This is a genomic window from Glutamicibacter sp. AGC84 (assembly GCF_053543575.1).
In genome coordinates, this window is the sequence record NZ_JBLVOC010000020.1 from 243072 (window position 1) to 268325 (window position 25254).

Annotated in this window: 23 protein-coding genes; 21 read left to right on the top strand and 2 right to left on the bottom strand. The window is 61.6% G+C overall.

From position 1 onward, the window contains the following. Positions 1 to 65 precede the first annotated feature (65 nt). Together ACNPN0_RS13615 and ACNPN0_RS13620 are read left to right on the top strand one after the other, a co-directional pair. Entirely contained in the window at positions 66 to 1382 is a 1317-nt protein-coding gene (locus tag ACNPN0_RS13615) for a M20/M25/M40 family metallo-hydrolase (protein ID WP_448938708.1), read from the top strand. Between the two features lie 47 nt (positions 1383 to 1429). Then, positions 1430 to 2569 (top strand): acyl-CoA dehydrogenase family protein, encoded by a 1140-nt coding sequence (locus ACNPN0_RS13620; protein WP_434690432.1) that lies wholly within the window; start codon positions 1430 to 1432, stop codon positions 2567 to 2569. Positions 2570 to 2634: 65 nt separating this feature from the next. Here the strand turns inward: ACNPN0_RS13620 and ACNPN0_RS13625 are convergent, their stop codons facing one another. Further along, the gene (locus ACNPN0_RS13625; protein WP_105657828.1) at positions 2635 to 2868 is read right to left on the bottom strand and encodes a DUF5703 family protein; all 234 of its coding nucleotides are present in this window, start codon (positions 2866 to 2868) and stop codon (positions 2635 to 2637) included. A gap of 44 nt (positions 2869 to 2912) precedes the next feature. Between ACNPN0_RS13625 and ACNPN0_RS13630 the strand changes: the two genes are divergently transcribed. The 3 genes from ACNPN0_RS13630 to mshC all read left to right on the top strand — a co-directional run bounded on the left by ACNPN0_RS13630 (position 2913) and on the right by mshC (position 5415). Then, complete coding sequence (locus tag ACNPN0_RS13630; protein ID WP_105657829.1) at positions 2913 to 3122, top strand: hypothetical protein; 210 nt, start codon at positions 2913 to 2915, stop codon at positions 3120 to 3122. A 78-nt stretch (positions 3123 to 3200) separates the two neighbouring features. After that, a complete protein-coding gene (locus ACNPN0_RS13635; protein WP_332486266.1) occupies positions 3201 to 4025 on the top strand; it encodes an undecaprenyl-diphosphate phosphatase in 825 nt (274 codons plus the stop codon). Positions 4026 to 4152: 127 nt separating this feature from the next. Beyond that, positions 4153 to 5415: a cysteine--1-D-myo-inosityl 2-amino-2-deoxy-alpha-D-glucopyranoside ligase gene (gene mshC / locus ACNPN0_RS13640; protein ID WP_434690435.1), complete on the top strand. Its 1263-nt coding sequence runs from the start codon at positions 4153 to 4155 to the stop codon at positions 5413 to 5415. 33 nt (positions 5416 to 5448) lie between these two features. On the opposite strand, the gene ACNPN0_RS13645 is transcribed toward mshC, so the two are convergent. Then, positions 5449 to 6357: a PAC2 family protein gene (locus ACNPN0_RS13645; RefSeq protein WP_332498551.1), complete on the bottom strand. Its 909-nt coding sequence runs from the start codon at positions 6355 to 6357 to the stop codon at positions 5449 to 5451. Positions 6358 to 6440: 83 nt separating this feature from the next. Between ACNPN0_RS13645 and ACNPN0_RS13650 the strand changes: the two genes are divergently transcribed. The 16 genes from ACNPN0_RS13650 (at position 6441) to ACNPN0_RS13725 (ending at position 25221) form a co-directional block, all read left to right on the top strand. Next, positions 6441 to 7154: an HAD family hydrolase gene (locus ACNPN0_RS13650; RefSeq protein WP_402734839.1), complete on the top strand. Its 714-nt coding sequence runs from the start codon at positions 6441 to 6443 to the stop codon at positions 7152 to 7154. Continuing rightward, positions 7151 to 8278 (top strand): site-2 protease family protein, encoded by a 1128-nt coding sequence (locus ACNPN0_RS13655; RefSeq protein WP_434690437.1) that lies wholly within the window; start codon positions 7151 to 7153, stop codon positions 8276 to 8278. The genes ACNPN0_RS13650 and ACNPN0_RS13655 overlap by 4 nt, the downstream gene beginning before the upstream one ends. Before the next feature lie 42 nt (positions 8279 to 8320). Next, the gene (locus ACNPN0_RS13660; RefSeq protein ID WP_133833378.1) at positions 8321 to 9382 is read left to right on the top strand and encodes a tRNA (adenine-N1)-methyltransferase; all 1062 of its coding nucleotides are present in this window, start codon (positions 8321 to 8323) and stop codon (positions 9380 to 9382) included. Positions 9383 to 9602: 220 nt separating this feature from the next. Continuing rightward, positions 9603 to 11240: a proteasome ATPase gene (arc, locus tag ACNPN0_RS13665; protein WP_332498560.1), complete on the top strand. Its 1638-nt coding sequence runs from the start codon at positions 9603 to 9605 to the stop codon at positions 11238 to 11240. Continuing rightward, on the top strand, positions 11237 to 12853 hold the full coding sequence (dop, locus tag ACNPN0_RS13670) for a depupylase/deamidase Dop (protein ID WP_105657837.1): 1617 nt from the start codon (positions 11237 to 11239) through the stop codon (positions 12851 to 12853). Before arc ends, dop begins: the two co-directional genes overlap by 4 nt. Before the next feature lie 66 nt (positions 12854 to 12919). Further along, entirely contained in the window at positions 12920 to 13105 is a 186-nt protein-coding gene (locus ACNPN0_RS13675) for a ubiquitin-like protein Pup (protein ID WP_133833376.1), read from the top strand. Between the two features lie 78 nt (positions 13106 to 13183). After that, positions 13184 to 14557 carry a Pup--protein ligase gene (pafA, locus tag ACNPN0_RS13680; RefSeq protein ID WP_434690440.1) on the top strand — a complete coding sequence of 458 codons (1374 nt, stop codon included), beginning with the start codon at positions 13184 to 13186 and terminating at the stop codon, positions 14555 to 14557. Between the two features lie 119 nt (positions 14558 to 14676). Continuing rightward, positions 14677 to 15612: an FKBP-type peptidyl-prolyl cis-trans isomerase gene (locus tag ACNPN0_RS13685; protein WP_332728099.1), complete on the top strand. Its 936-nt coding sequence runs from the start codon at positions 14677 to 14679 to the stop codon at positions 15610 to 15612. 16 nt (positions 15613 to 15628) lie between these two features. After that, on the top strand, positions 15629 to 16024 hold the full coding sequence (locus ACNPN0_RS13690) for an FKBP-type peptidyl-prolyl cis-trans isomerase (RefSeq protein WP_013348985.1): 396 nt from the start codon (positions 15629 to 15631) through the stop codon (positions 16022 to 16024). Positions 16025 to 16117: 93 nt separating this feature from the next. Then, on the top strand, positions 16118 to 18121 hold the full coding sequence (locus ACNPN0_RS13695; RefSeq protein ID WP_434690443.1) for a WYL domain-containing protein: 2004 nt from the start codon (positions 16118 to 16120) through the stop codon (positions 18119 to 18121). A 102-nt stretch (positions 18122 to 18223) separates the two neighbouring features. Continuing rightward, positions 18224 to 18484, top strand: coding sequence for a hypothetical protein (locus ACNPN0_RS13700; RefSeq protein ID WP_133833372.1), 261 nt, complete (start codon positions 18224 to 18226; stop codon positions 18482 to 18484). Between the two features lie 32 nt (positions 18485 to 18516). Then, entirely contained in the window at positions 18517 to 18732 is a 216-nt protein-coding gene (gene tatA, locus ACNPN0_RS13705) for a Sec-independent protein translocase subunit TatA (RefSeq protein WP_105657843.1), read from the top strand. Between the two features lie 9 nt (positions 18733 to 18741). Beyond that, the gene (tatC, locus tag ACNPN0_RS13710) at positions 18742 to 19608 is read left to right on the top strand and encodes a twin-arginine translocase subunit TatC (RefSeq protein WP_105657844.1); all 867 of its coding nucleotides are present in this window, start codon (positions 18742 to 18744) and stop codon (positions 19606 to 19608) included. 28 nt (positions 19609 to 19636) lie between these two features. After that, the gene (locus ACNPN0_RS13715; RefSeq protein ID WP_434690445.1) at positions 19637 to 22420 is read left to right on the top strand and encodes a DEAD/DEAH box helicase; all 2784 of its coding nucleotides are present in this window, start codon (positions 19637 to 19639) and stop codon (positions 22418 to 22420) included. 56 nt (positions 22421 to 22476) lie between these two features. Continuing rightward, a complete protein-coding gene (locus ACNPN0_RS13720; protein ID WP_434690448.1) occupies positions 22477 to 24081 on the top strand; it encodes an amidohydrolase family protein in 1605 nt (534 codons plus the stop codon). Between the two features lie 411 nt (positions 24082 to 24492). Continuing rightward, positions 24493 to 25221, top strand: coding sequence for a polyprenol monophosphomannose synthase (locus ACNPN0_RS13725; RefSeq protein WP_105657847.1), 729 nt, complete (start codon positions 24493 to 24495; stop codon positions 25219 to 25221). Positions 25222 to 25254 lie beyond the last annotated feature (33 nt).

A 25254-nucleotide genomic window follows, 5' to 3' on the forward strand; every position in this document is an offset into this window, starting at 1 on the left:
ACGACGGTGGGGGCTTTGCCCACTAGTGTGTATTGCAAAGCACTGCTACGAGAGGATCATTGGCGATGTCCATTGCTGGCGACATTCCACTCATGGAAAATGAAGCCGTAGAGATCTGCAGGAAACTGATTCAGATCGACACGACGAACTATGGAGGCAACAAGGGCGCGGGGGAGCTTGAAGCCGCCCGCTATGTCGCTGGGCTGCTCGAGGACGTCGGCCTGGATGCCACGATCTATGAATCCGCTCCCGGGCGGGCCAACGTGGTCACCCGCATCCCGGGGGCCGATCGGTCATTGCCGGCCCTGGTCGTGCACGGCCACCTGGATGTCGTGCCGGCTATCGCCGAAGACTGGAGCGTGGATCCTTTCGGGGCCCAGGTCATCGATGGGATGATCTGGGGGCGCGGAGCGGTGGACATGAAGAACATGGACGCGATGATTATCGCCGCCATCCGCCATCTGCAACGCGAGAACATCACCCCGCGGCGCGATCTGGTCATCGCCTTCTTCGCCGATGAGGAAGCTGGCGGGGACTATGGTTCCGGCTGGATGGTTCAGAACCATCCCGAACTCTTCGCCGGGGCGGCCGAGGCCATTAGCGAAGTCGGCGGGTTCTCGGTCGAAATCAACGGCCGCCGGGCCTACATGCTGCAGACTGCGGAAAAGGGCATCGCCTGGCTGAAGCTGGAATCCAAGGGCATGGCCGGCCACGGCTCGCAGCTCAACACCGATAATGCGGTCACCCATCTGGCAGGAGCCGTCCATCGCATCGGTGAGCATCAATGGCCGCTGTCCTACACCAAAACCACTCGCGCATTGCTTGAGCAGGTGGCCGAGCTGTCCGGACTGGACTTCGATGAAGCCGATCCCGCCCCGCTGCTCTCGGCCATGGGCAATGTCTCGCGCTTCGTCGGGGCTACCTTGCAGAACACCGCGAATCCCTCTGTCCTGGAAGCAGGCTACAAGCACAACGTCATTCCCGGGCAGGCCGCAGCGCTGATCGACTGCCGCACCCTGCCCGAGCAGCACGAAGCTACCTTGGAGACCCTGCGTGAACTGGCCGGGGAACACGTTGAGCTGTCCATGGTGCATGAGCAGGAATCCCTGGAGGTGCCCTTCGCCGGTGCGCTGGTGGATTCAATGATCGCATCGTTGCTGGCTGAAGACCCGGATGCCGTGGTTCTGCCCTATATGCTCTCTGGCGGAACCGATAACAAATGGCTGGCCAAACTGGGGATCACCGGCTACGGATTCGCGCCGCTGCAACTTCCTGCCGAGCTGGATTTCACCGGAATGTTCCATGGCGTCGACGAACGCGTGCCGGTGGACTCCATCAAGTTCGGCGTGCGGGTGCTGCAAAACCTCTTGCAGGAATACTAGAACCAGCGTTGGCCCAGCCAGCACAACAGAATCCAGGAGCAGAATCCTTGACCATCGAATCCATACTGAGCGACGAGCTGCTTGAGCGTTTCCGGGACCGGGCCGCCGGCTACGACGAGTCGAACTCGTTCGCCATCGAAGACTTCAACGAACTGGTGGAACTGGGCTACCTCAAGGCGCTGGTGCCGGCAGAGCGCGGGGGACTGGGGTGGAACTTCGAGACCCTGGCCCTGGCCCAGCGCCGCCTGGCCACCGCGGCACCCGGCACGGCCCTGGCGATCAACATGCACCAGGTATGGGCAGGCGTCGCGTATTTGCTGCAGGCCCGCGGGGACCGGCGCCTGGATATGGTGGCCGATTGGATTGCCGAGGGCGAAGTGATGGCGTTCGGGATCTCGGAGCCCGGCAACGACGCAGTGCTCTTCGACTCGAAGACCAGGGCGAGAACCGCTGCCGATGGCTCGGTGGAGTTCAATGGCGTGAAGATCTTCACCTCGCTGGCACCGGCGTTCACCCGATTGGGGGTGTTCGGCAAGGATGAGGAATCCGGGGAACTGGTTCACGGCTTCGTAGCCAGGGGCGAGGGCGTGCATTCCCTGAACGACTGGAACACCCTGGGCATGCGGGCCAGCCAGTCGCACACCACGAAGCTGGAAAATGCGGTGGCCCCGCGCGAATGGGTGCATAGCCGGCTGCCGGCCGGTCCAAACCAGGACCCGCTGGTCTTCGGCATCTTCGCATCCTTCCTGACCCTGACCGCAAGCGTCTACGTGGGCATCGCAGATCGTGCGGTGACCCTGGCCCAGGAGGCCCTGGGCCAGCGGGTGCACCAGGACGGGACCCGGTATGCGCAGGATGTGCGTGCCCGCGGGCTCTTGGCCGAAGCGGCGATGCGCCTGCTGGCCCTGGATGCCCTGCAACGCTCGGTGGCCGGTGATCTGGAGGCCAAGGCGGATCACCAGGGCGCGTGGTTCCCCAAGCTGGTGACGCTGCGCACCCTGGCCGGGGACACTGCACGGGAGAACATCCAGGTGGCCGGACAGCTGCTGGGCGGTGGCGGATATTTCCGGGGATCGGAGTTCGAACGGCTCTACCGCGACGTGCAGGCCAGCTGGTACCACCCGTCCAATGCCGCCTCGGCAGCCAATACGGTGGCCTCGTGGCTGGTAGGCCCGCTCGATAACTGAGGCAAGGACCCGCGATTGCCGTGAGGGCCAATCGCGGGCATGGAGCCATGTGCCCAGTTGCCGGTTCAGGGAGCCAGGGTGCTGCGAATGCGCATCACCCGGCGGCGCAGCCAGTACTTTTGGGCGCCGCCTTCATAGCGGCAGGTGCGCATGAGCTCCCATTTGCCGTTATCGGCGTGCTCCCGCAGGGCTGCGCGGGCGACATGCTTTGGTTCGCCCGGGAAAGAAGTTATGACCAGGTATTCAAAGCGCTGGTCATCGGGATGATGCAGCGGTGGCTTAATTCTTTCTTCGAGCATCCTGCCCCCTATCTAAAGAACGCCGTGCGTTGTAGCCTCATGCTATGAGTACTGAACCGAGTTTTGCACTGCAAGCATTTATTGCACGCCTGGAGCAGCACCTGGCAATTGTGTCGCAGAGCCGCGGTGCTGGCGAGGCATCCGTCGACGCGGCTTTTGGCGCGCTGGCCGATGCCTTCGAAGACTATGAAGACGCCCTCTACGATCAGTATTCCGAGTTATTGCCCTTCACCATACCCTCGGATGATGCGTGAGTACGACCACGGAGTGAATTTTTCCCATTCCGTGTTTCTGAGTCCGGATAGTCGCAATCGGTGAAGTAATGTCGAGGGGTGAATTGGTTTGAAGCAGCTTTCCTAGGATTGATCCAGGGCCTGACCGAGTTCCTCCCGATCTCGTCCTCAGCCCACTTGCGTATCGTTGGCGAACTCCTGCCCAACGCCCAAGACCCCGGAGCGGCATTTACCGCCATTACCCAGCTGGGTACCGAAACCGCAGTGATCGTCTTCTTCTGGCGTGACATCGTGCGGATCATCGGCGCCTGGTGCAAGGCACTGGCCGGCAAGATCCCGCATTCGGATCCGGATGCCAAGATGGGCTGGCTGATCATTATCGGCTCCCTGCCGATCGCGATCCTGGGCCTGCTGCTGGAAGACTACATCGACACGAACTTCCGTTCGCTGTGGATTGTTGCGACCATGCTGGTGGTCTTCGGCCTGATCCTGGCCATCGCCGACCACTTCGGCAAGCAGCAGCGCACCTTGGACAAGCTGACCGTCAAGCACGGCATCTTCTACGGCTTCGCCCAGGCCATGGCCTTGATTCCGGGCGTCTCGCGTTCGGGCGGCACCATCACCGCAGGTTTGCTCATGGGCTACACCCGTGAAGCCGCAGCCCGCTACTCGTTCCTGCTGGCGATCCCGGCGGTGTTCGCCTCGGGCCTGTACAAGCTGGTGAAGTCCTTCGACGAACCAGGTGTCTACACCCTGGCGCAGACCGGTGTCGCTACCGTCGTGGCCTTCGTTGTCGGCTTCCTGATTGTGGGCTGGTTCCTGAAGTTCGTTTCCACCCACTCCTACCGCTTCTTCGTCTGGTACCGCATCCTGCTGGGCCTGGCGCTGTTCGTCGCTCTGGGATTGGGCTTGATAGCCGCCTGATCCAGGTTTTCCAAGATGTCCGTGGACTGCTTCACGGGCATTTTGCAGTTAACGGGAATAAACCTCGCCTTGCTTCACTTGGAGTTAAAGGAAGAAATACGTCGCATCTGCGAAAGGATGTCCATAAGTGCACGCGTGGAATAACCCTGAGGTACCTCAGGTGGCTGGTTCAGCACCAACACTGGAACTTTTCAATACCGCCACCGGAGCCCGACAGGCCACTGCGCCAGCGGATGAAGCTATTGCGCCGGCCAGCATGTACGTTTGCGGTATCACCCCCTATGACGCCACCCATATGGGCCACGCCGCCACATATGTCACCTTCGACCTGGTGCAGCGCACCTGGCGCGATGCCGGTCGCACCGTGGCCTACACCCAGAACATCACCGACGTGGACGACCCGCTGCTCGAACGCGCCGCAGCAACCAACGTCGATTGGCGCGAACTGGCCGAGTCGCAGATCCAGCTCTTCCGCGACGACATGGAAGCCCTGAACGTCATTCCGCCGCAGAACTACATCGGCGCGGTGGAATCCATCCACTGGCTGGTCCCGGTGGTCGAGCAGCTGCTCGATGCGGATCTGGCCTACCGTGTGCCAGCTGGTGCCGATGGGGTGGAAGGCGACGTGTACTTCGACACCCTGGCCGCCCAGAACGATGCCTGGAAACTGGGCGCCGTTTCGAACTACGACCGCCAGACCATGCTCGGCTTCTTCGCCGAACGCGGCGGGGATCCGGATCGTGCCGGCAAGCGCGATGCGCTTGACCCGCTGCTGTGGCGTGCCGCCCGCGAGGGCGAGCCGTCATGGGATGGCGGCAAGCTCGGTGCCGGCCGCCCGGGCTGGCACATCGAATGCTCGGTGATTGCCCGCAAGACCCTGCCGGCCCCCTTCACCGTCCAAGGTGGCGGCTCGGACCTGATCTTCCCGCACCACGAGTTCTCCGCGGCCCACGCAGCTGCTGGCGATAACGCGGAACTCGCGCAGACCTACGTGCACACCGGCATGGTGGGCCTGGACGGCGAAAAGATGAGCAAGTCCCTGGGCAACCTGGTGCTGGTTTCCAAACTGCGCGAAGCTGGCGTCGAGCCGGTAGCGATCCGCGCCGTACTGCTCTCCCAGCACTACCGCAGCGACTGGTTCTGGACCGAGCAATTGCTGGCCGCAGCCCAGCAGCGGGTGGCTGCCTGGCGCCAGGCCTTGGCCACCACCAGCACCGAGGACGCAGCCAAGGTAGTGGAAAGCATCCGCAAGCACATGGCCGATGACATCGATGCGCCGTCCGCGCTGGAGGCACTCGACCGGTGGGCTGCCCAGCCGGCCGGCTCGAATGGCGACGGCGCCGAAGCGTTGCGCCACGGCATCGACGCGCTGCTGGGGCTCAAGCTCTAGGCAGCACCGCGCCAAGCATCCCGGGGTCCGGCTTCAGATATCGAAGTCGGACCCCGGGCTGTCTTTGCGGTACTTTCCCCGGCGGCGCAGATAGCGTTCGAATTCCCGGGCAATGGACTCGCCGCTGGCCTCGGGAAGCTCGCTGGTGTCCGTTGCCTGCTCCAGCTGTTCAACGTACTTGGCCACATCCGGATCCGCTGCCGCGAGCTCATCGACCCCATGCTTCCAGGCCAGCGCATCCTCGCGCAGTTTCTGGTCCGGCACGGAGACCGGGATGACTTCCTCCAGCAGCTCGATGATGGCCAGTTGCACCCGCGGGCTGGGGGACTGCGCAACATAGTGGGAGAGCTGCGCCCACAGCGACAGGCTCGGGATCCCGTACCGTTCGAACTCCACGCCGAGCACCGAGGGGATTCCGGTGGGCCCCTCGTAGGTGGAGGCGCTGATTCTCAGGTGCTCCTGGAACCGCGGATCGTCGCTGGCCAGCGAGGTCGGCACCGGCCGGGTATGCGGCACATCGGCCAGCAAGGCGCCCAGGGTGAGCACGGCATGGGCATTGTGGGATTGGGCCACCTTGATGATCCGCGAGCAGAAGGTCTGCCATTTGAATGTCGGCTCGACACCCAGCACCACCAGCAGATCGGCGGCCGCCTGGGGCAAATGGATCTTGAAGATCTCGGTGCACGGCCAGTCCACTACGCGCCCTGTCCCGGTGCGCCGGGTCTTGGGCCGGGTGAACTGGTAGTCGTAGAAATCGTCCTCGCCCACGGTGGCCACATGCTCATGGGCGTTGGACTCGAGCAGCAGGCGGACGGCGTCCGTGGCCGCCGAACCGGCGTCGTTCCACCCCTCGAAGGCAGCCAAGACGATGGTGGGGCGAATCTCATGCTGGGTCTTGGCGATATAGCTATTCAGCGTCGGGGCGTGGTATTCCTCGTTCATTGAAGACTCCTTGGCAGCACTCGATGCTCTCGGCGTGGCTCGCCGAAGCGGCTTAGCCCCACTCTTCCATCTAGAATGGACTCATGCCAAGCACCAGTTTTGACTTTGCCGCCGGAACCGAGCCCGCAACCCCGCAAGCTGTCCTGTGGGATATGGACGGTACGCTGATCGACACCGAACCCTATTGGCTGGCTGCCGAAGCTGAGCTGGTGGCTTCCCATGGCGGCTCATGGAGCCATGAACAAGGCCTGGCCCTGGTCGGCAACGCCTTGCCAGATGGCGCCCGGGCCCTGCAGCAGGCCGGGGTGAAGCTGGAGATCCGCGAGATCATCGACTGGCTCTCTGCCCGGGTGGTTGCCGGCATCCGCCGCGAGATCCCCTGGCGGCCAGGAGCCCGCGAATTGCTCGCGGCGTGCAAGCAGGCAGGCATCCCGCAGGCTTTGGTGACCATGTCCGAGCGCAGCATCGTCGATGAACTGATGCTCAGCATCCCCGAAGGCACCTTCCAGGCCAGCGTTACCGGTGAAGAGGTCGCCAACGGCAAGCCGCACCCGGAACCTTATCTGGCTGGACTGCAGCTGCTTGGCCAGTGCACCGGGAAAGAACTGGAAGCAGCCAGGTGCATTGGTTTCGAGGATTCCGTGCCGGGCATCGCCTCGGCGTCCGCGGCCGGGCTGCATGCGGTGCTGGTCCCCAACGCCACCGACCCGGGCGAAGGCAATTGGCGCCGGATCGACACCTTGGCATCCGTGGATGTACATGAAATGACTCGATGGTTGGTGCAGGTTAGCGCGTGAGCGACACTCAGGAAAAGTCCCCTGGAATCAAGCTGGGGCGTATCGGCGGCGTCCCGGTCTACCTCTCCAGCTCGTGGTTCATCATCACCGCGGTCATCACCTTCAGCGTTGGCATCCAGCTTTCGCGCGGCGGAATCATCCCACCGCTGAACGCCTACCTGATGGGCCTGGCCTGCGCGGTGGCTATTGCCGTGGCCGTGCTGATCCATGAGGTCGCGCATGCGATGACCGCGCGCGCCTTCAAGTGGCCCGATGCGCACATCGTGTTGACGCTGATGGGCGGGCACACCCAGTTCGGTTCCTTCAAGGCCAAGCCCGGCGCCTCGCTCTGGGTGGCACTCTCCGGACCGCTGTCGAACTTCCTGCTGGCCGGAATCGGCTGGCTGGTGATCGAGAACGCGGCCATGGGCGTGTACCCGAACCTGCTGCTGGACTTCTTCGTCTATGCCAACCTGCTGCTCGGCGCCTTCAACGCGCTGCCCGGGCTTCCGCTCGATGGCGGGCGGCTGGTCGAGTCGATCGTCTGGAAGGCCACCGGATCCCAGTTCAAGGGCACCATCGCTTCGAGCTGGGTGGGCCGGGCAATCGCCGTGGGCCTGGTCTTCTACTTCGTGATCTATCCTCTGGTACGCGGCGAGCAGCCCCAGATCATCACGGTGGTGGTCGGCATCATGGTGGCGATGTTCATGTGGCAAGCCACCACGCAGCTGATTGCGCACTCCAAGATGATGCTGAACCTGCCCACCGTGATCGCCACCGACTTGATGCGCCCGGCTTCGGCCATGGTTTCGCACGCAACCGTAGCCGACGTGCTCTCCCGCCAGAACGCGCGCGGGGGAGAGATCATCCTGGTCGACCCGAAAGGGATGCCGGTCGGGGTCATCGATGCGCAGGCGCTGTCCCGGGTGGACCCGAACCAGGCGGCCCAGGTTCCGGCCTTGGCCGTATCCCGTGCCCTGGGCCAGGGCGCGATCGTGGCTGAGGATTCCGATGGCCGCGCACTGATCGACTACCTGGCCAGCGTGGACAGCGTCGAATACGCGGTGATCAGCGCCACCGGGCAGGTGGTGGGCCTGCTGCACCAGCGGCAGATCGTCAACGCCGTCACCGGACGCCGCAAGTAAACTCTATACAGACTGAAAAGCACCAAGAAAAGGATCACATCAGTGAGCGAAGCTAAGAGCCAGGCGCCGCACGGCGCGGCAGCCCGTCGCGGCCCCTTCCGTGTCGGCGACCGCGTGCAGCTGACCGACGAGAAACGCCGGATCAACACCATCACCCTGCAGCACGGTGGAGAGTTCCACACGCACAAGGGCGTGCTGCCGCACGAGGCCATCATCGGCCTGCCCGAAGGCTCGGTCATCGAGAATATCGACGGCTTCCGCTACCAGGCCCTGCGCCCGCTGGCCAAGGATTTCGTGCTCTCCATGCCGCGCGGCGCCACCGTGGTCTACCCGAAGGATGCCGCGCAGATCGTGCAGTTCGGCGACATCTTCCCGGGCGCGCGCGTCGTCGAAGCCGGTGTCGGTTCCGGCGCGCTGTCCATCTCGCTGCTGCGCGCGGTCGGCGATGAGGGCTTCCTGCACTCCTTCGAGCGACGCGAGGAATTCGCCGATATCGCCCGCGGCAACATCTCCACCGTCTTCGGTGGCGAGCACCCATCGTGGCAGATCTCCATCGGCGACTTCCAGGACAGGGTCGTCGAGCTGGAAGCACCGGGCAGCATCGACCGCGTGGTCCTGGACATGCTCAGCCCCTGGGAATGCCTGGATGCGGTAGCTACCGTGCTGGCGCCGGGCGGCGTGTGGACCAACTACGTGTCCTCGGTGACCCAGATGTCCCGCGTGGTCGAGGCCATCCGTGCTTCGGGCCAGTTCACCGAGCCAGAGTGCTTCGAAACCCTGGTGCGCGGCTGGCACGTCGACGGCCTGGCTGTCCGCCCGGATCACCGGATGGTGGCGCACACCGCATTCCTGATCACCTGCCGCCGTCTGGCCGATTCCGCCGATGGCATCCCGAAAGCCAAGCGCATCAAGGAGCACTCGTACTCCGATGAGGACCTGAGCGCATGGACGCGCGATCACGCCGACGGCGAGTGGACCCCTGAAGCACTGGGCGAGCGCGGCTTGTCGGATAAGAAGCTGCGCCGGGCCGCCCGCGATGCCAACCAGTCCGTGCGCGTGCGTGCCGCTGAAGAAGACGCCGAAGGCGCTGGCGGCGAAGCCTGAGCTGCAACCATATATTGAGATATTGCGTCTCATTATGTGACATTGGGCCCCGAGTGTTCTGCACTCGGGGCCTTCAGTTCCTAGGATGGAAGCAAGACGGTGCGCCAAGCACCGGAAAAAACCTCATCAGGGCGCACGAACCGCCCCGGTGACGTTGGATGTTGGAGGTTGGAACGTGAACGATAATCGCGAGGCAGAACAATTGGCCGAGCGGCTGCAGATGACCGAACGCCAGGTCAACGTGCTGCGCGACAAGAATCGCAACCTCGACAAGCAACTCGCCGGGATCAGCGGCAATAACAAGCGCCTGGTGGCCCTGCTGGAAACCACCCGCGAGCAGATCATCAACCTGAAGTCGGCGCTGGAAAAAGACGGGGACACTCCCTTCAGCCACGGCACCATCGTGGCCAAGCACCCGCGCAAGCACCCCGAACCCGGGCTCGGCATCGAATCCACCGGCGCCCAGTCCGCAGATGTCATCTACTCCGGGCGCAAGATGCGCGTGGCCGTCAGCCCGCTGATGGATTTCGACAAGCTGGTCATCGGCCAGCAGGTGCTGCTCAATGAAGCACTGGTGATCGTCGCGGCCCTGGGATTCGAAGAGACCGGTGAACTGGTCACGGTCAAGGAACTGCTGGAAAATCACCACGCCGTAGTCATGGCCCGTGCCGATGACCAGCGCGTCGTTGAACTCGCTGGCCCGCTGCGCGAGATGCACCTGCGCGTGGGCGACCAGCTGGCCATCGATTCGCGTTCGGGCATGGCGGTATCCCGCGTCCAGCTCACCGACATGCAGTCCCTGGTGCTCGAGGAAGTCCCGGACATTGCCTACTCGGACATTGGCGGGCTGAACTCGCAGATCGAAGCCATCAAGGACTCGGTGGAGCTGCCCTTCACCCACCCTGAGCTGTACCGCGAACACGGGTTGAGCGCGCCAAAGGGGATCCTGCTCTACGGCCCTCCGGGCTGCGGCAAGACCCTAATCGCCAAGGCGGTGGCGCACTCCCTGGCCCAGCGCGTCGTCGAGCGCAAGGAAGGGGCCAGCAACCGCAGCTACTTCCTGAACATCAAGGGTCCGGAGCTGCTGGACAAGTACGTGGGCGAAACCGAGCGGCACATCCGCCTGATCTTCGCCCGCGCCCGGGAGAAGGCGCTGCATGGAGATCCGGTGGTGGTGTTCTTCGACGAGATGGAAGCGCTGTTCCGTACCCGCGGCACCGGTGTCTCCTCGGATGTGGAAACCACCATCGTGCCGCAGCTGCTGGCCGAAATTGACGGCGTAGAGCGCCTGGATAACGTGATTGTCATCGGCGCGTCCAACCGCGAGGACATGATCGACCCGGCGATCCTGCGTCCGGGACGCCTGGATGTCAAGATCAAGATCCGCCGTCCCGATGCCGAGGGCGCCACAGAAATCTTCAGCAAGTACCTGACGACCGAACTGCCGCTGCATGCCGATGAGCTCGATGCCGATGCCGGGGATGCCGGCGCCACCATAGCGCGCATGATCCGCGGAGCCGTCCAGGCAATGTACTCCACCGAGCGGATCAACGAATTCCTCGAAGTCACCTATGTTACCGGTGCCATCGAAGTGCTCTACTTCAAGGACTTCGCCTCGGGCGCGGTCATCCACAACATCGTGGACCGCGCCAAGAAGCATGCCATCAAGGCGCTGATTACGCAGAACGAACGCGGACTGAAAATGGAGTACCTGCTGCGTGCGGTGCGCGAGGAGTTCGCCGAGCACGAAGACATGCCCAACACCACCAACCCCGATGATTGGGCCCGGATTTCCGGCCGCAAGGGCGAGCGGATCAGCAACATCCGTTCCCTGGTCCAGCAGCAGGCCGGCAAATGAGCGCACGTCGGCTGGTCGGCCTGGAAACCGAATACGGAATTATCCGCCCGAACATGCCCAAGGCCAACGCCACGGTGCTTTCGGCGCAGATCGTTGACGCCTACGCGCAATTGGTCGCCGAGCAGGATTCGGCGGCCAAGGCAGCACGCTGGGACTACAGCGACGAATCCCCGCTGCAAGATGCGCGCGGATTCGCCATGGACCGGGCCCAAGCGCATCCGAGCCAGCTGACCGACCTGGAGCCGGGGCTGGACGACGAGGGCATCTGGACCGCCGAATCCATTGCGCTGGATGGCAACGACGCGCATCTGGGTTCAACGCTCTACCAGGAGAAGGAATCCACGGATGTCGTGATGAACATGGTCCTGGGCAACGGCGCACGCCTGTACGTCGACCACGCCCACCCGGAATACTCCAGCCCCGAATCGATGACCCCGCGTGATGCGGTGCTCTGGGACCAAGCCGGCGATGAAGTGATGCGCCGCGCCGCGGCCGCCGCCCAGCGCATGGGCAGCGGGGAACTGCTGCTGTACAAGAACAACACCGATAACAAGTCGGTCTCCTACGGCTCGCATGAGAACTACCTGATGCCGCGCGGCATCGAGTTCTCTTCGATTGTCCGCGGGCTCACCCCGTTCTTTGCCAGCAGGCAGATCTTCTGCGGTGCCGGCCGGGTGGGCCAGGGCATGCTCAACGAGCGCGCCGCCTTCCAGGTCTCCCAGCGTGCCGACTTCTTCGAGGCGGAAGTGGGCCTGGAAACCACGATCAACCGCCCGATCATCAACACCCGCGATGAACCGCACGCGAACTGGGACAAGTACCGCCGCCTGCACGTGATCATCGGGGATGCGAACCTCGGGCAGATCTCCACCCTGCTGCGCGTGGGCACCACCAACTTGGTGCTCTCGCTGATCGAAGCGGGGATGGCCCCGCAGCTGGAACTGGTCGAGCCGGTCCTGGCCTTGCAGCAAATCAGCCACGACCCCACCCTGAAGGCCAAGGTGCGGTTGCGCGGCGGGGTCCAGCTCACCGCCATTGAAATCCAGCGCCATTACCTGCATGCGGCAGAAAACTACTGTGCGGCACGCGGCATTGATGATCCGGACACCACCGAGATCCTCAGCCGTTGGGCGCAGATCCTGGAGTTGCTCGAGCGCGACCCGATGGACGCGGCAGACCAGATTGACTGGATCGCCAAATACCAGCTGGTCAACGGCTTCGCCCAGCGCCACCAGCTTGAGCTGTCCGATCCACGCGTGGCGATGCTGGACCTGCAATGGGCTGATTTGCGGACCGACAAGGGCTTGTACTACCGCATGGCCGAACGCGGGGCCATCCAGAGGATCTTCAGCCAGCAGGAGATCAACCAAGCCGTGGCCAGCCCGCCGGAAGATACCCGGGCCTACCTGCGCGGCATGACCCTGCAGCGCTATGCGCCCTACGTGGTCGCAGCGAACTGGGATGCGTTGTCCTTCGCCGTCCCCGGGGCGCGCAAGATCAGCCGCTTCCACATGCCCGAACCGCTGGGCGGAACCCGTGCGCAGGTTGGCGAGCTGTTCGACACGCAGCTGGAGATTGCGGAATTTATCGACGAATTGGCCAGGCGTCGCTAATCGGCGCAGAATAGGTATGAGTCTCGGCGCGTAATTCCGGGATTCACGACGACTTAGGAGAAAACGATGACTCAGGAAAGCTTCTCGGCCCGCCGCAGCATCCAGAACCAGCAGGCCGAAACGGAACAGGTCCAGGTGAACACCACCGGCCAGTCCGCCGGCGTGGATGACCTGCTGGACGAGATCGACTCGGTGCTGGAATCCAACGCTGAAGAGTTCGTCCGCGGATTCGTGCAAAAGGGCGGCCAGTAAGCCCCAACGGGCACACAGCTTTGGAAGTCGTGTTCTGGCCAATGTGGCGGAACCGCAGTTGAGGGGAAGTAGCTTCGCGTGGATCGCAGAATCTTTGGTCTGGAAACCGAATTCGGGCTGAATTATGTCCCGTCGGATGGGCGCCGGCTCACCCCGGAGGATGCCGCACGGCACCTGTTCAAGCCGGTAGTCAGCTGGGGGCGCAGTTCGAATGTGTTCCTGGAGAACGGCTCGCGCCTCTACCTGGATGTGGGCTCGCACCCGGAGTACGCCACCGCGGAATGCGACCAGCTCAAGCAGCTGATCGCCCACGACCGCGCAGGGGAGGCGTTCATGCTGGACCTCGTTGACCAGGCAGAGGACCAGCTGGCCGAGGAAGGCCACGAAGGCCGGATCTACATGTTCAAGAACAATGTGGACTCCGCCGGGAACTCCTATGGCTGCCACGAGAACTACCTGATTCCACGCAAAATCGAGTTCAAGCGCCTCGCTGACATGCTCATCCCTTTCCTCGTCACCCGCCAGCTATTGTGCGGTGCCGGGCATCTGATCACCGATGAAGAGCAGACCAAGTACGTCTTCTCCCAGCGCGCCGATCACATGTGGGAGGGGGTCTCCTCGGCCACAACGCGCTCGCGTCCGATCATCAATACCCGCGATGAGCCGCACGCCGATGCCGAGTACCACCGCCGGCTGCATGTCATAGTGGGCGACTCGTCGATGAGCGAAACCACCCAGATGCTGAAGATCGGCGCCACCGACCTGGTGCTGCGCCTGATCGAATCCGGCGAAATCTACCACGATCTGCGACTGGAAAACCCGATTCGCTCCATCCGCCAGATCTCCCACGATTTCACTGGCCAGACCGTGGTGCGGCTCATGGGCGGCGACGAACCGACCGCACTGCAGATCCAGTGGATCCTCTTCGAATCCGTCAAGGAATTCATCGCCCGCCACGGCGCGCACCACGACCAGGTGGATACCGTCCTGGAATTGTGGGAACGCACGCTGAACGCAGTGGAAAGCCAGGACTTCTCGCTGATCGACCGGGACATCGACTGGGCGATCAAGCACAAGCTGCTCACGGGCTATGCCCAGAAGAACTCCCTGGAGCTCTCGGCGCCACGGATCGCGCAGCTGAACCTGACTTACCATGACATCGACCCGCAGCGCGGCCTGTTCCACCTGCTCAAGCGCCGCGGCCTGGCCAGCGCAGTCGTCTCCGACGCTGAAATCAATCAGGCTGTGAACAACCCGCCAGCCACGACACGCGCGGCACTGCGAAGCAAATTCATTCGCGCCGCCCGCGCCAATGGGCGACGCTATAGCGCCGATTGGGTCCACATGAAGTATGAGGATGGCCCGGGCGGAATTGTGCTGTGCAAGGACCCGTTCGCAACCACCAATTCACAGATTGACGAGCTCATTGAGCTGATGGGCCAGCAGCTTTAGCTAGCTGGAAACAAGTATTTACACAGCAAAAACCTCTAAGCTGGACGCAGATCATTACGGCCCTTGCCCTGTGCAAGCCCGCAATGCATGACCAGCTAGTCCAACCGGAAAGAAGATTCGTGCGAAAAGTTTTGGCAGTATGCGCCACCGCGTCCATCCTTGCCCTGGCGTCCTGCGGTTCGGGTTCGTCATCCCTGAGCGGCATCGACGTCAAGCCAGCAGAAGATAGCAAGACCGCACCTGAGGTCAAATTCGATGCGCCGCTCCTGACCGAAAAGTCAGAAGCAGTCACCGTGGTGGAGGGCGAGGGTTCCGACATCAAGGAAGGCGACACCATCCAGATCCAGTCGGGCCTGTACAAGACCATCGACGGCCTGCTGACCAATGAGAACTTCACTGCTGATCCGGCTCCCATGAAGGTTGACGAGACGCTCAAGGAGCAGATGCCCGAGCTCTACGAAACCCTGCTGAAGTCCCAGATTGGCGACTGGATCGCTTACGCAGCCATCGAAGGCGTTCAGCAGCCGGACGGGTCCATCGCCGAACCGGCCGAAGGCTCGCGTGCCGAACGGCTGATCGTGATCAAGATTGCGGACTCCAAGAGCCCTAGCCAGACGATGGGCAAGGAAGAAGTCCAGCAGCTCAAGGACGACGGCAAGCTCCCCACCGTGAAGACCGGCAAGGGCGATCCGCAGATCACCATCCCCAAGGACACCGAAGCCCCGGCAGGCCTGGCAGTGGACGTCCTTGAAGAAGGCGACGGCCCAGCCGTTGGAGAAGCGTCCAAGGTCACTGCCCACTACCACGGCGTGCGCTGGGAAGATGGCAAGAAGTTCGACGGCAACTTCGGCAACGAAGAAGGCTTCGAAGCCGATATGGCCGGCGGAGTCATCCAGGGTTGGCTGCAGGGCTTCCAGGGCCTGAAGGAAGGCAGCAAGGTCTTGCTGACTGTCCCAACGGACTTGGCCTACGGTGAAACTGCTGAAGCCCAGGGGCGTCCTGCAGGACCACTGGTCTTCTACGTAGAATTAGACAAGGTAAGCGAAAGCAAGTAACAGAAAGGCCGTGACTATGTCGTTCGGAGAACGCAACTACGACCGCACCAAGCCGGAGATCGATTTCCCGGGCACCGACGCTCCTGAAGAACTGGTCATCACCGACCTGGTCGAGGGAACCGGCGCCGAGGTCACCCCAGGCACCACCGTTGAAGCGCACTATGTAGGCGTTGCCTGGTCCACCGGCGAAGAGTTCGACTCTTCCTGGGGCCGCGGGCAGACCCTCGACTTCCCCGTGGGTGTCGGAATGGTTATCCAGGGCTGGGACCAGGGCCTGCTGGGCATGAAGGTCGGCGGCCGTCGCCGACTGGATATCCCATCGCACCTGGCCTACGGCGAGCGTGGCGCCCCAGGCGCCATTGCGCCTAACGAAGCACTGATTTTCGTTGTGGATCTGATGGGCACCAAGTAATTCCAAGTGCTGGCAATGGCCCCGATTAAATAATCGGGGCCATTGCTGTCCCAGAAGTCATCCTTATCGGCGAAAGTTGGTTAGTCTAGGCACGTGAGCACAAAGCAATCCCCGGGACCCAGCAAGGCAGAACGCCTGACCAGCCTCATCTATGCGCTGGCAACTAAATCACGGAAGTTCAACGCCGACCGCATTGGTTCCTATTTGGTGCCAGGCGGTACCAAGGAGACCCGAGAGAAGGCGCTGGATCGTCTCAAGGACGATATCCGCAATGACTTCGGGCTGCAGCTGGACAAAGAAGTAATCGACGATGTTACGTACTACAGCATCGACACGACCGAGTGGTTCTTGCCGCCGGTGGAATTCAGCCCCGCAGAAGCCGGCCTGGTCGCATTGGCCGCGAGCCTTTGGAAAGACACCAAGCTCCAGTCATTGGGGCTCAATGCCGCGGCCCGAGTCACCGGCCATGATGGCGTGGCCTCGCCGGTCGCTCCGTTGGCCGGCTCGTTGGTCCCACGCCTTTCCATGGATGAACCGAACTTCCGCGAATGCGCCCTGGCGGTCTTCAACCGCAACACGCTCAAGTTCGCCTATACGTCCTCTGGCGGTGCGCAGAGCGAACGGATTGTTGATGTGTGGGGGATCGGGCAGCGCTACGGCAACTGGTACTTCACCGGCTATGACCACACGCGGAAAGATACCCGTGTCTTCCGCCTCTCGCGGGTTCAAGGCAAGTTCACGAATTACCGGCATGGCGGCGCTAACGCCGACGGGCACTACCACGCCCGCCCCCAGGATTTCGACATGACCCAGGTCTTGCAGGATTTCGACCTGCAGAATCCGGGACTGGTGGCAACGGTGCGGCTCTTGGGCGATGAAGCAATCCCGCTGCGCGCCCAGGCAGTAAATGGCCGCAGCGATCAGGACGAGCTGCAGATCGGCTATGCGGATCCGCATTCATTTGCCCAGCAGCTGGCAGCTTATGGTCCGACCGTGAAAGTCCTGGGACCCTCCGAGCTGGTGGCCCAGGTGCGCCGGATCCTGCGCGACGCGCGCAGCTCCCAGACCAGCCAGGGCAACCAGGATGCCTACGCAGAGGTGAAGTTCCGTCCGCATCGCGCCACCGGCCGTGGCACCACCACAACTCAGGTCATGCGAAATATCGACATGATCCAGTATGTGCACGCCCATGGTGCCGTAGAAATCGAAGCGCTGGCAGAACGCTACTCCATGAGCGTTGCCAAGGTTCGTGAAGAGCTGGCCATGATCATGATGTGCGGTGTCCCGTACGGCCAGCATGACGAACTGATCAACGTCAATGACGGCGACGTTGAATCCGATACCGTTACGATCTCCAATGCAGCCCTGCTGGCCGAGCCGCAGAAGCTGGCGCCGCTGGAAGCTGTAGCCGTGCTCGGCGGGCTCAACGCCCTGGCAAGCATTCCCGAGTTCGAGCACCAGCAGGTGCTCGACGCGGCACTGGCCAAGGTGAATTCCGCGGTGGCCCGTTTTGACGGCTGGAGCGGGGCGCTGGGCTTCGCACTGTCCAAGGCGCGCGAGAACGATATTCCGCAGCAGCTGATTCAGGCGATTCGTTCCCAAGACGTCGTGCGCATCGATTACTACTCGGCCCGTTCGCGAACTCACCAGGTTCGCGATGTGGAACCGATCCGGCTCATTGAAGACGGAGCGGTGCAGTACCTGCGGGCTTGGTGCCGAAAGCGCCAGGGCCTATTAACTTTCCGGGTGGACCGGATGTTAAGTGTGGAAACTGCCGGTGAACAATTCGAGCTGGCGGCTCGGCATGAAGACCAGCAAGATGTCCAGATCCGGTATGCCTCCAGCGACGATGACTTAGAGGTCATGGTCTATGTAGACGCCGAGATCTTGCCGGTTATCGAAGCTTTCCATCCTCTTTCCTGGTCCACGGGAAAGGTCGGTACCGGGTATCTGGCCAACGTCCGGTTCTCGGATCACCAGGTAGCTGCGCCGCTCGTGGCTCGCCATAGCGGTAAACTGACTGTGGTCTCTCCTGACGCTACGCGCGAACAGGTAGTGAACTGGTTGGACGAGGCTATCGCAATGTATGAGGATTAATAGATGCTTCCTTGGTGGTTTTGGGTACTTTTGTGGACTGTGCTCGTTTTGGCGACAATACTTGTTGCGGCACTTGCCGGCTTCCGTTTGTTCAAACGGGGAATGGCGGTCGTCGAGGGCCTGGGCGACGCTGCGGATCACATCAGCGCCGGTTTAAGCCAGGAGGGCACCGTCGTCGAGTACGCTGCGAACCCTCGTCGCTACCCGCACGGAACCGATGCCACGCACGCGGATCCGGAGAAGATCAAAAAGCTTCGCGATAAGGGCAAAGCTGAAAGAATCGAGGCGCGTCGAGTTCGCCGCGTCGCACGTCGCGCACAGCGCGGCCAAGCTCAGAACATGCGCGATCTTGGCTTGTTCTGACGTAGACTTTAGATAGAGAGAAGGGAATCCACATGGGTGGCTTACAGGGATGGCATTTGGTCATCATTATTGTGCTTGCACTGCTGCTTTTCGGCGCTCCAAAGCTTCCAGGCTTGGCTCGCTCGATGGGCCAGTCGCTGCGCATTTTCAAGTCCGAGGTTCGCCAGATGAAGGATGATGATCCTAAATCTGAGACCGTTGATGGCACCATCAATGATCCGAACCCCAACGAAAAGAACAACTCTTAGACCTCTTCAGTGGCAACAAATAAAGACAAGAACCCGCGCAGCAAAAAGAAGCGGGCCAAGGACGCAGAAGGTCGGATGGCTCTCAAAGAGCATCTGATTGAAGCACGGAACCGGTTATTCAAGTCGCTCATCGCGCTGACATTGGGCACGGTAGCCGGTTTCTTCGTATACGACTGGCTGCTTGCCTTGCTGATCGCACCCGTGAAAGCTGCCGGCGGCTCGGTAGTGTTCACCGCGGTGATGTCACCCTTCGACATCATGATCAAGGTGGCGCTGTTCGTCGGCCTGATCGTTTCCTCGCCGGTGTGGCTCTACCAGCTGTGGGCATTCATCGTGCCGGGACTGAAAAAGAACGAGCGCCGTTTGAGCTACAGCTTCGTAGCAGCCGCGGTTCCGCTCTTCCTCGGCGGCGTGGCGATGGCCTACTTCGTTCTTCCGTTTGCGCTGGAATTCTTCATTAGCCTGTCGCCGGAGAACTCGGATAACCTGCTGAACATTTCCGAGTACCTGCCGTTTATTTTCCGCCTGCTCCTGGCATTCGGCTTGGCCATGCTGGTACCTGTACTGATGGTTGGCCTGAACATGGTCGGCGTCCTGCCAGCCAAGCTCATCTTGAAGAACTGGCGTATCACCGTCTTCCTCATCGCCCTGGTTGCAGCTATGGCAGCACCAGGCGGCGATGCAATCACGATGTTCGCGCTGGCTGGACCGTTGTTCCTCACCTTCGCCGTTGCCACCTTGATCTGCCACTTCAACGACAAGAAGCGCGCAAAGAAGCTGGCGGCACGGGAAGCCGAGAATGAACGCCTAGCAGCTGGTGAAACTTCTGGCATTGAAACCCCTAGCTCGATTGACGAACCTAAATCCCAGCTCTGAACCAGGGCAAGAAAGTGAACGACCACAAGTGACTTCACCCGCGGAACGCTACGCGAATTCCAAGGCACGGCAGGTCGAAAACGGCACTGCACTTCCTGAATTCCGGGCAAGCATCTCCTTCGACCTGGATCCATTCCAGGCCGAAGCTTGCCAGAAGGTCGCAGAAGGGCACAGCGTACTGGTCGCTGCGCCCACCGGCGCCGGAAAAACTGTTGTTGGCGAATACGCCATCTACCAGGCTCTAGGCGAGAACCGCAAGGCTTTCTACACCACGCCCATCAAGGCGCTGAGCAACCAGAAGTATTCGGAACTGGTCAATCGCTATGGAGCGCAGAAGGTCGGGTTGCTGACCGGCGACACCTCCATCAACTCCGAAGCGCAGATCGTCGTCATGACCACCGAAGTGCTGCGCAATATGCTGTACGCGGATTCCCAGACCCTCGACGGCTTGGGCTACGTGATCATGGATGAGGTCCACTACCTCGCCGATAAATTCCGTGGTTCCGTATGGGAAGAAGTCATCATCCATCTGCCGTCCAACGTGCAGATCATTTCACTCTCGGCAACCGTGTCCAACGCCGAGGAATTCGGTGGCTGGTTGGATACCGTCCGGGGCCAGACCGATGTCATCGTCTCCGAGCATCGCCCGGTGCCGCTCTTCCAGCACGTCATGGTCGGCCCTAACGTGGTGGACCTGTTTGCCGAAGACGTAGCCTTCGACAAGGTGGCTGAAGACGATTCAAAGGCCTCGGTCAACCCCGAACTGCGAAAACTCGTACGCTCCCACAGCCCTGGCGGCCGAGTGCAGCGCGGCCGGGGTCGCGGCGGCCGTGGCCCCCAGCGCAGTTCCGGCATGGGGCACCGCATCAACCGTCCGGCGGTTATCGGGAAGCTTGACCGTGCTGCTCTGCTGCCAGCTATCTTCTTCATTTTCTCCCGCAAGGGCTGCGATATGGCAGTGCAGCAGTGCGCCATGGCTGACCTGCGCCTGACGACCAATGAAGAAGCCGCCGAGATCGCGCAAGCGCTGGATGAAGTCGCCTACCGGATCCCCAGCGAAGACCTGGACGTGCTGGAATTCTGGTCCTGGCGCGATGGTCTGGTTCGCGGCTTCGCTTCCCACCACGCCGGCCTGCTCCCGATCTTCAAGGAAATCGTTGAAGACCTCTTTGCGCGCAACCTGATCAAGGTGGTGTTCGCAACCGAGACCCTGGCCTTGGGAGTGAACATGCCAGCACGTTCGGTCGTGCTGGAAAAACTCGTCAAATTCAACGGCGAATCCCACGTGCAGATCTCTTCGGGGGAGTACACCCAGCTCACCGGCCGTGCCGGGCGCCGCGGCATTGATGTCGAGGGCCATTCGATTGTTGTCTGGAACCCCGACCTGGAACCGGAATCCTTGGCAGGACTCGCTTCGAAGCGTACCTATCCGCTGAATTCCTCGTTCCGTCCGACCTACAACATGTCCACCAACTTGCTGGCGCAGTTTGGCCGTGAGCAGACGCGTCAAATCCTCGAAACCTCCTTTGCCCAGTACCAGGCGGACCGTTCCGTGGTGGGCATGGCGCGCCAGGTGCGTTCCAAGGAAGAATCCCTGGCCGGCTACGCCAAGTCGATGGAATGCCATCTCGGAGATTTCACCGAGTACCTGAAACTCCAACGAAACCTGGCCCAGGTCGAGAAGAACGCTGCGAAGGACCGCCGCCACGAGCGCCGTTCGGCAGCTGAGCAGTCCCTGCAGGCCGTGATCCGCGGCGACGTGGTGGACCTGCCAGGTGGCCGCCGCTTCGGCCGCGCCGTGGTCGTCGAGCTTGATCAGGCCATGTACAACCCGCGACACACCGTCCTGACCGAAGAAGCGCAGCTTCGCCGGCTCTCGGTGGAAGACCTCAACGGTCCAGTGCAGATCATTTCGCGGATCAAGATTCCCAAGGGGTTCAACGGGCGCACGCCGAAGGAGCGCCGGGACCTTGCTTCATCCTTGCGCAACGCGATCTACGAGTCGCGTCCTCCACGCCAGGACGCACAGAGCTTCGATTTCGAGGGCTCGGATTCCTTCGAGCGTGAAATCAACGCGCTGCGCCTGGAGCTCAAGGACCATCCTTGCCACGCCTGCTCGGAAAAGGACCAGCACATGCGCTGGGCCGACAGGTACTGGAAACTGAAGAAGGACACGGACAAGGCCCGTCGCGCCATCCGCGGGCGAACCAATACCATTGCCACGCAGTTCGACAAGGTCTGCAAAGTGCTCGAGCAGTTCGAATACCTCGTGCCTTCCGAGGGCGGCGAAGATTTCGCGCTGACCGACTCGGGCCGCCGCCTGCGCCGCATCTATGGCGACCGAGATCTGCTCACCAGCCAGATCCTGGAGACCGGCAAGCTCACGCAGCTCAATGCGGAAGAACTCTGCGCGGTTGTCGCCAGTCTGGTCTACCAGGCACGCCGCGACGGGGACCGTGCCGACCCGAAGATGCCAACGGGCAAGATCGATGACATCTGGAATAGCACCATCAAGATTTGGGGCGAGCTATCGGACGCTGAAGAGGCCTTGGGCCTTGACCCGACCGCTCCACCGGAATCCGGTTTGATCTGGCCAATGTACAAGTGGGCCCGCGGTTCGAGCCTGAACAGCGCGCTGCGCGGTACCGACCTGGCACCGGGTGACTTCGTGCGCTGGGCCAAGCAGGTCATCGACACCTTGGACCAGTTCGCAAAGAATAGCGACCTTCCGCCATTGCTGGTTCGCAATGCCTACAAGGCAGTAGACCAGATCAAGCGCGGTGTAGTGGCCTACTCGAACGTGCTGGACTAGCCAGCAGGTCAAGCAGAAAAACTTAATAGCCAGTGCACGAGAAAAGGGAGACGCTGATGGCAAAAACACTCTACCGAAACGGGTCCATCTACTCGGCGGCCGATCCATTTGCTACCGCAATGGTGGTGGACGGCGACACCATTTCATGGTTGGGTGGCGAGGACGCAGCCGAGCGCCACGCGTCTGCCGTCGACGAAGTGATCGACCTCAATGGTGGTTTGATTACCCCGGCGTTCGTCGAATCCCACACGCACCTTGCCGCCTTGGGCCGCACCCTTTCGGGAGCCGATTTGGGTGCAGCAACCTCGGCTTCTTCGCTGCTTTCCCTCGTCGCCGAGCAGGCGCAGAAATCGACCAAGCTGGTCCTGGCTCAGGGGTGGGACAACTCGAACTGGGCTGACCAGCAGCTGCCCGCGGAAACCGACCTGACCAGTGCCGCGGAAGGCCGCGGCTATTACCTGGCGCGTCGCGATGTGCACAGTGCCCTGGTCAATCGGGAACTGCTGGATCTGCTGGACCTGGGCCACCTCGCCGCTGGCATCATTTCTGGTGCGGATCACGACGCCGTGCGTGAAGCACTCACCAATACGCAGAAGGCCGAACAGGAATACCAGCGCCTGGCATTGGAGCACTACGCCTCGCGTGGTTTCGCCAGCGTTGTGGAGATGGCGGCTCCGCATATTGAGGGCCGAGAGGCGCTGGAGCAGTTGCTGGCCATCGACAACCCTGAACTGCCGCAAGTCCATGCCTACTGGGGCGAACTGGTTAGCGATGCAGACATCGCCCAGGAGCTGGTCGCATCCTTCCCAACGGGAAAGGTGCTGGGCTTGGGTGGCGATCTTCGCGTGGATGGTTCGCTAGGCAGCCACACGGCGTACCTGCGCGAAGACTACAGCGATCAGCCGGGCGAACGCGGCACCCTGTATCTGAAGCGTGACGAAATTGCGGCCCACCTGGTCGCTTGCAGTTCCCGGGGGATCCAGGCCTCGTTCCATGTGATCGGAGACGGCGCCCTGGACGAGGTGTTGGCAGGTTTTGACCTGGCTGCTGAGCAGATTGGGGCAGCTAAGCTGCAGATGTGCCGGCACCGCCTGGAGCATGTCGAGATGGTTGATGAAGACTCGCGGGCCCGTTTACTGAAGTACGCCATCATGGTTTCGATGCAGCCGGTCTTCGACCAGGCGTGGGGCGGCTCGAACGGCATGTACGCGCAGCGCCTGGGGGAGCGCGCAGCTTCGATGAACAACCTCTCTGCCATGCTTTCGGCTGGTGTGCCAATGGTGCTTGGCTCCGATGCTCCGGTAACCGAGGTTGATGGCTGGCAGGTTGTTCGCGCCGGCATGAACATGACGAATGCTGAGGCTCGCATTTCGGCTCGTGCGGCCTTCTTGGCTCAAACCCGATCCACCTATCGCGCCATGGGCGAGATGAACCCGTTCGCCGGGCAGCTCGTGATCGGCGCGCCGGCGACTTTTGCAGTGTGGACTGCCTCTGAACTTGCTGTGCAAACTCCGGACGTCCGAATCAGTTCTTGGAGTACCGATGCACGAGCTGGAACTCCGATGCTTCCGGTGGTTGATGAGGAAATTCCGCAGTGCCTGCGTACAGTACGCGCTGGAATCACGCTTTTCAATACCCTTGAGCCAAGCGAATCGGCTTAAAGCGAAACAGATGCTCAATAAGCAGAATGATTTCGCAAATTTTGCCCTGACTAGTGGTGTCTAGGTAAAGAGTGAAGTCATTTGATGGTTGACAGCCTAGGTGGGGTACCCACTAGGCTGGTCTAAGCGCCTCTTCGAGATGCACATGCATTGCGTTGGAAACTACGCAATTTAAACAACGATCCTCAGTGACCTTAGATAACATTCTCTGTGCCTTTCGGCGTGGAGAATAGGGCCGAAGTCACTGAGGATCGTTCGTTAATGCGGTGTCTCCAGCGCGCTGATTGGCAAATGATGACTATACTTTGAGTTTGGATTAACTCTTTTCGACCCGGTGTCCTGCATAAGCCATGCAGTCGACGCCGAGCAGGAAAGAGGCTTTGTGTTGTATACCCAGAAAGGTGCCGCCGCGTGCGCGTCATTACAATCATTCCGACTTACAACGAACTGGAGTCGCTCCCGCTGACCGTAGGACGCTTGCGTACCGCAGTTCCTGACTCGGATGTATTGATCGTTGATGATAACTCGCCTGACGGCACCGGAGAACTAGCAGACAAGATGGCTGCTGAGGACTCGAATATCCACGTATTGCACCGTACCGGCAAGGATGGCCTGGGAGCCGCCTACATTGCAGGTTTCGAATGGGCGTTGGCTCGGGACTACGACGTACTGGTAGAGATGGATGCCGATGGCTCGCATATGCCAGAGCAGCTTCCACGCCTTTTGGAAGCCAGTGCCGCGGGCGCAGATCTCGTAATCGGTTCGCGTTGGGTCAAGGGCGGCGAAGTCGTGAACTGGCCAATGCTGCGCAAGATCATCTCGCGCGGCGGCAGCTTCTACTCGCGCACCATGCTGGGCTTGCCTCTGCGCGACATCACCGCAGGCTACCGCGCCTTCAAGCGCGAAACCCTGGAAGCAATCGATTTTGACGCCGTTGAGTCGCGCGGCTACGGCTTCCAGGTGGACATGACCTTCCGCGTGGCCATGCTGCGCAAGACGATCGTTGAAGTTCCCGTGACCTTCGTAGAGCGCGAACTGGGCGCGTCGAAGATGAGCGGCAACATTGTGTTCGAAGCAATGTGGAATGTCACCCGCTGGGGCTTGGGCGCCCGGTGGAAGAAGCTGACTTCCAAGAAGTAGTACCCGTGGTTAAGCGAACTGGCGTGCAACGAT

Coding starts and splice junctions, on each gene's coding strand:
- ACNPN0_RS13615 (WP_448938708.1), top strand. CDS start 66: ATGTCCATTGCTGGCGACATTCCACTCATGGAAAATGAAGCCGTAGAG.
- ACNPN0_RS13625 (WP_105657828.1), bottom strand. CDS start 2,868: ATGCTCGAAGAAAGAATTAAGCCACCGCTGCATCATCCCGATGACCAG.
- ACNPN0_RS13630 (WP_105657829.1), top strand. CDS start 2,913: ATGAGTACTGAACCGAGTTTTGCACTGCAAGCATTTATTGCACGCCTG.
- ACNPN0_RS13645 (WP_332498551.1), bottom strand. CDS start 6,357: ATGAACGAGGAATACCACGCCCCGACGCTGAATAGCTATATCGCCAAG.
- ACNPN0_RS13650 (WP_402734839.1), top strand. CDS start 6,441: ATGCCAAGCACCAGTTTTGACTTTGCCGCCGGAACCGAGCCCGCAACC.
- arc (WP_332498560.1), top strand. CDS start 9,603: ATGACCGAACGCCAGGTCAACGTGCTGCGCGACAAGAATCGCAACCTC.
- dop (WP_105657837.1), top strand. CDS start 11,237: ATGAGCGCACGTCGGCTGGTCGGCCTGGAAACCGAATACGGAATTATC.
- ACNPN0_RS13675 (WP_133833376.1), top strand. CDS start 12,920: ATGACTCAGGAAAGCTTCTCGGCCCGCCGCAGCATCCAGAACCAGCAG.
- ACNPN0_RS13690 (WP_013348985.1), top strand. CDS start 15,629: ATGTCGTTCGGAGAACGCAACTACGACCGCACCAAGCCGGAGATCGAT.
- ACNPN0_RS13700 (WP_133833372.1), top strand. CDS start 18,224: ATGGCGGTCGTCGAGGGCCTGGGCGACGCTGCGGATCACATCAGCGCC.
- tatA (WP_105657843.1), top strand. CDS start 18,517: ATGGGTGGCTTACAGGGATGGCATTTGGTCATCATTATTGTGCTTGCA.
- ACNPN0_RS13720 (WP_434690448.1), top strand. CDS start 22,477: ATGGCAAAAACACTCTACCGAAACGGGTCCATCTACTCGGCGGCCGAT.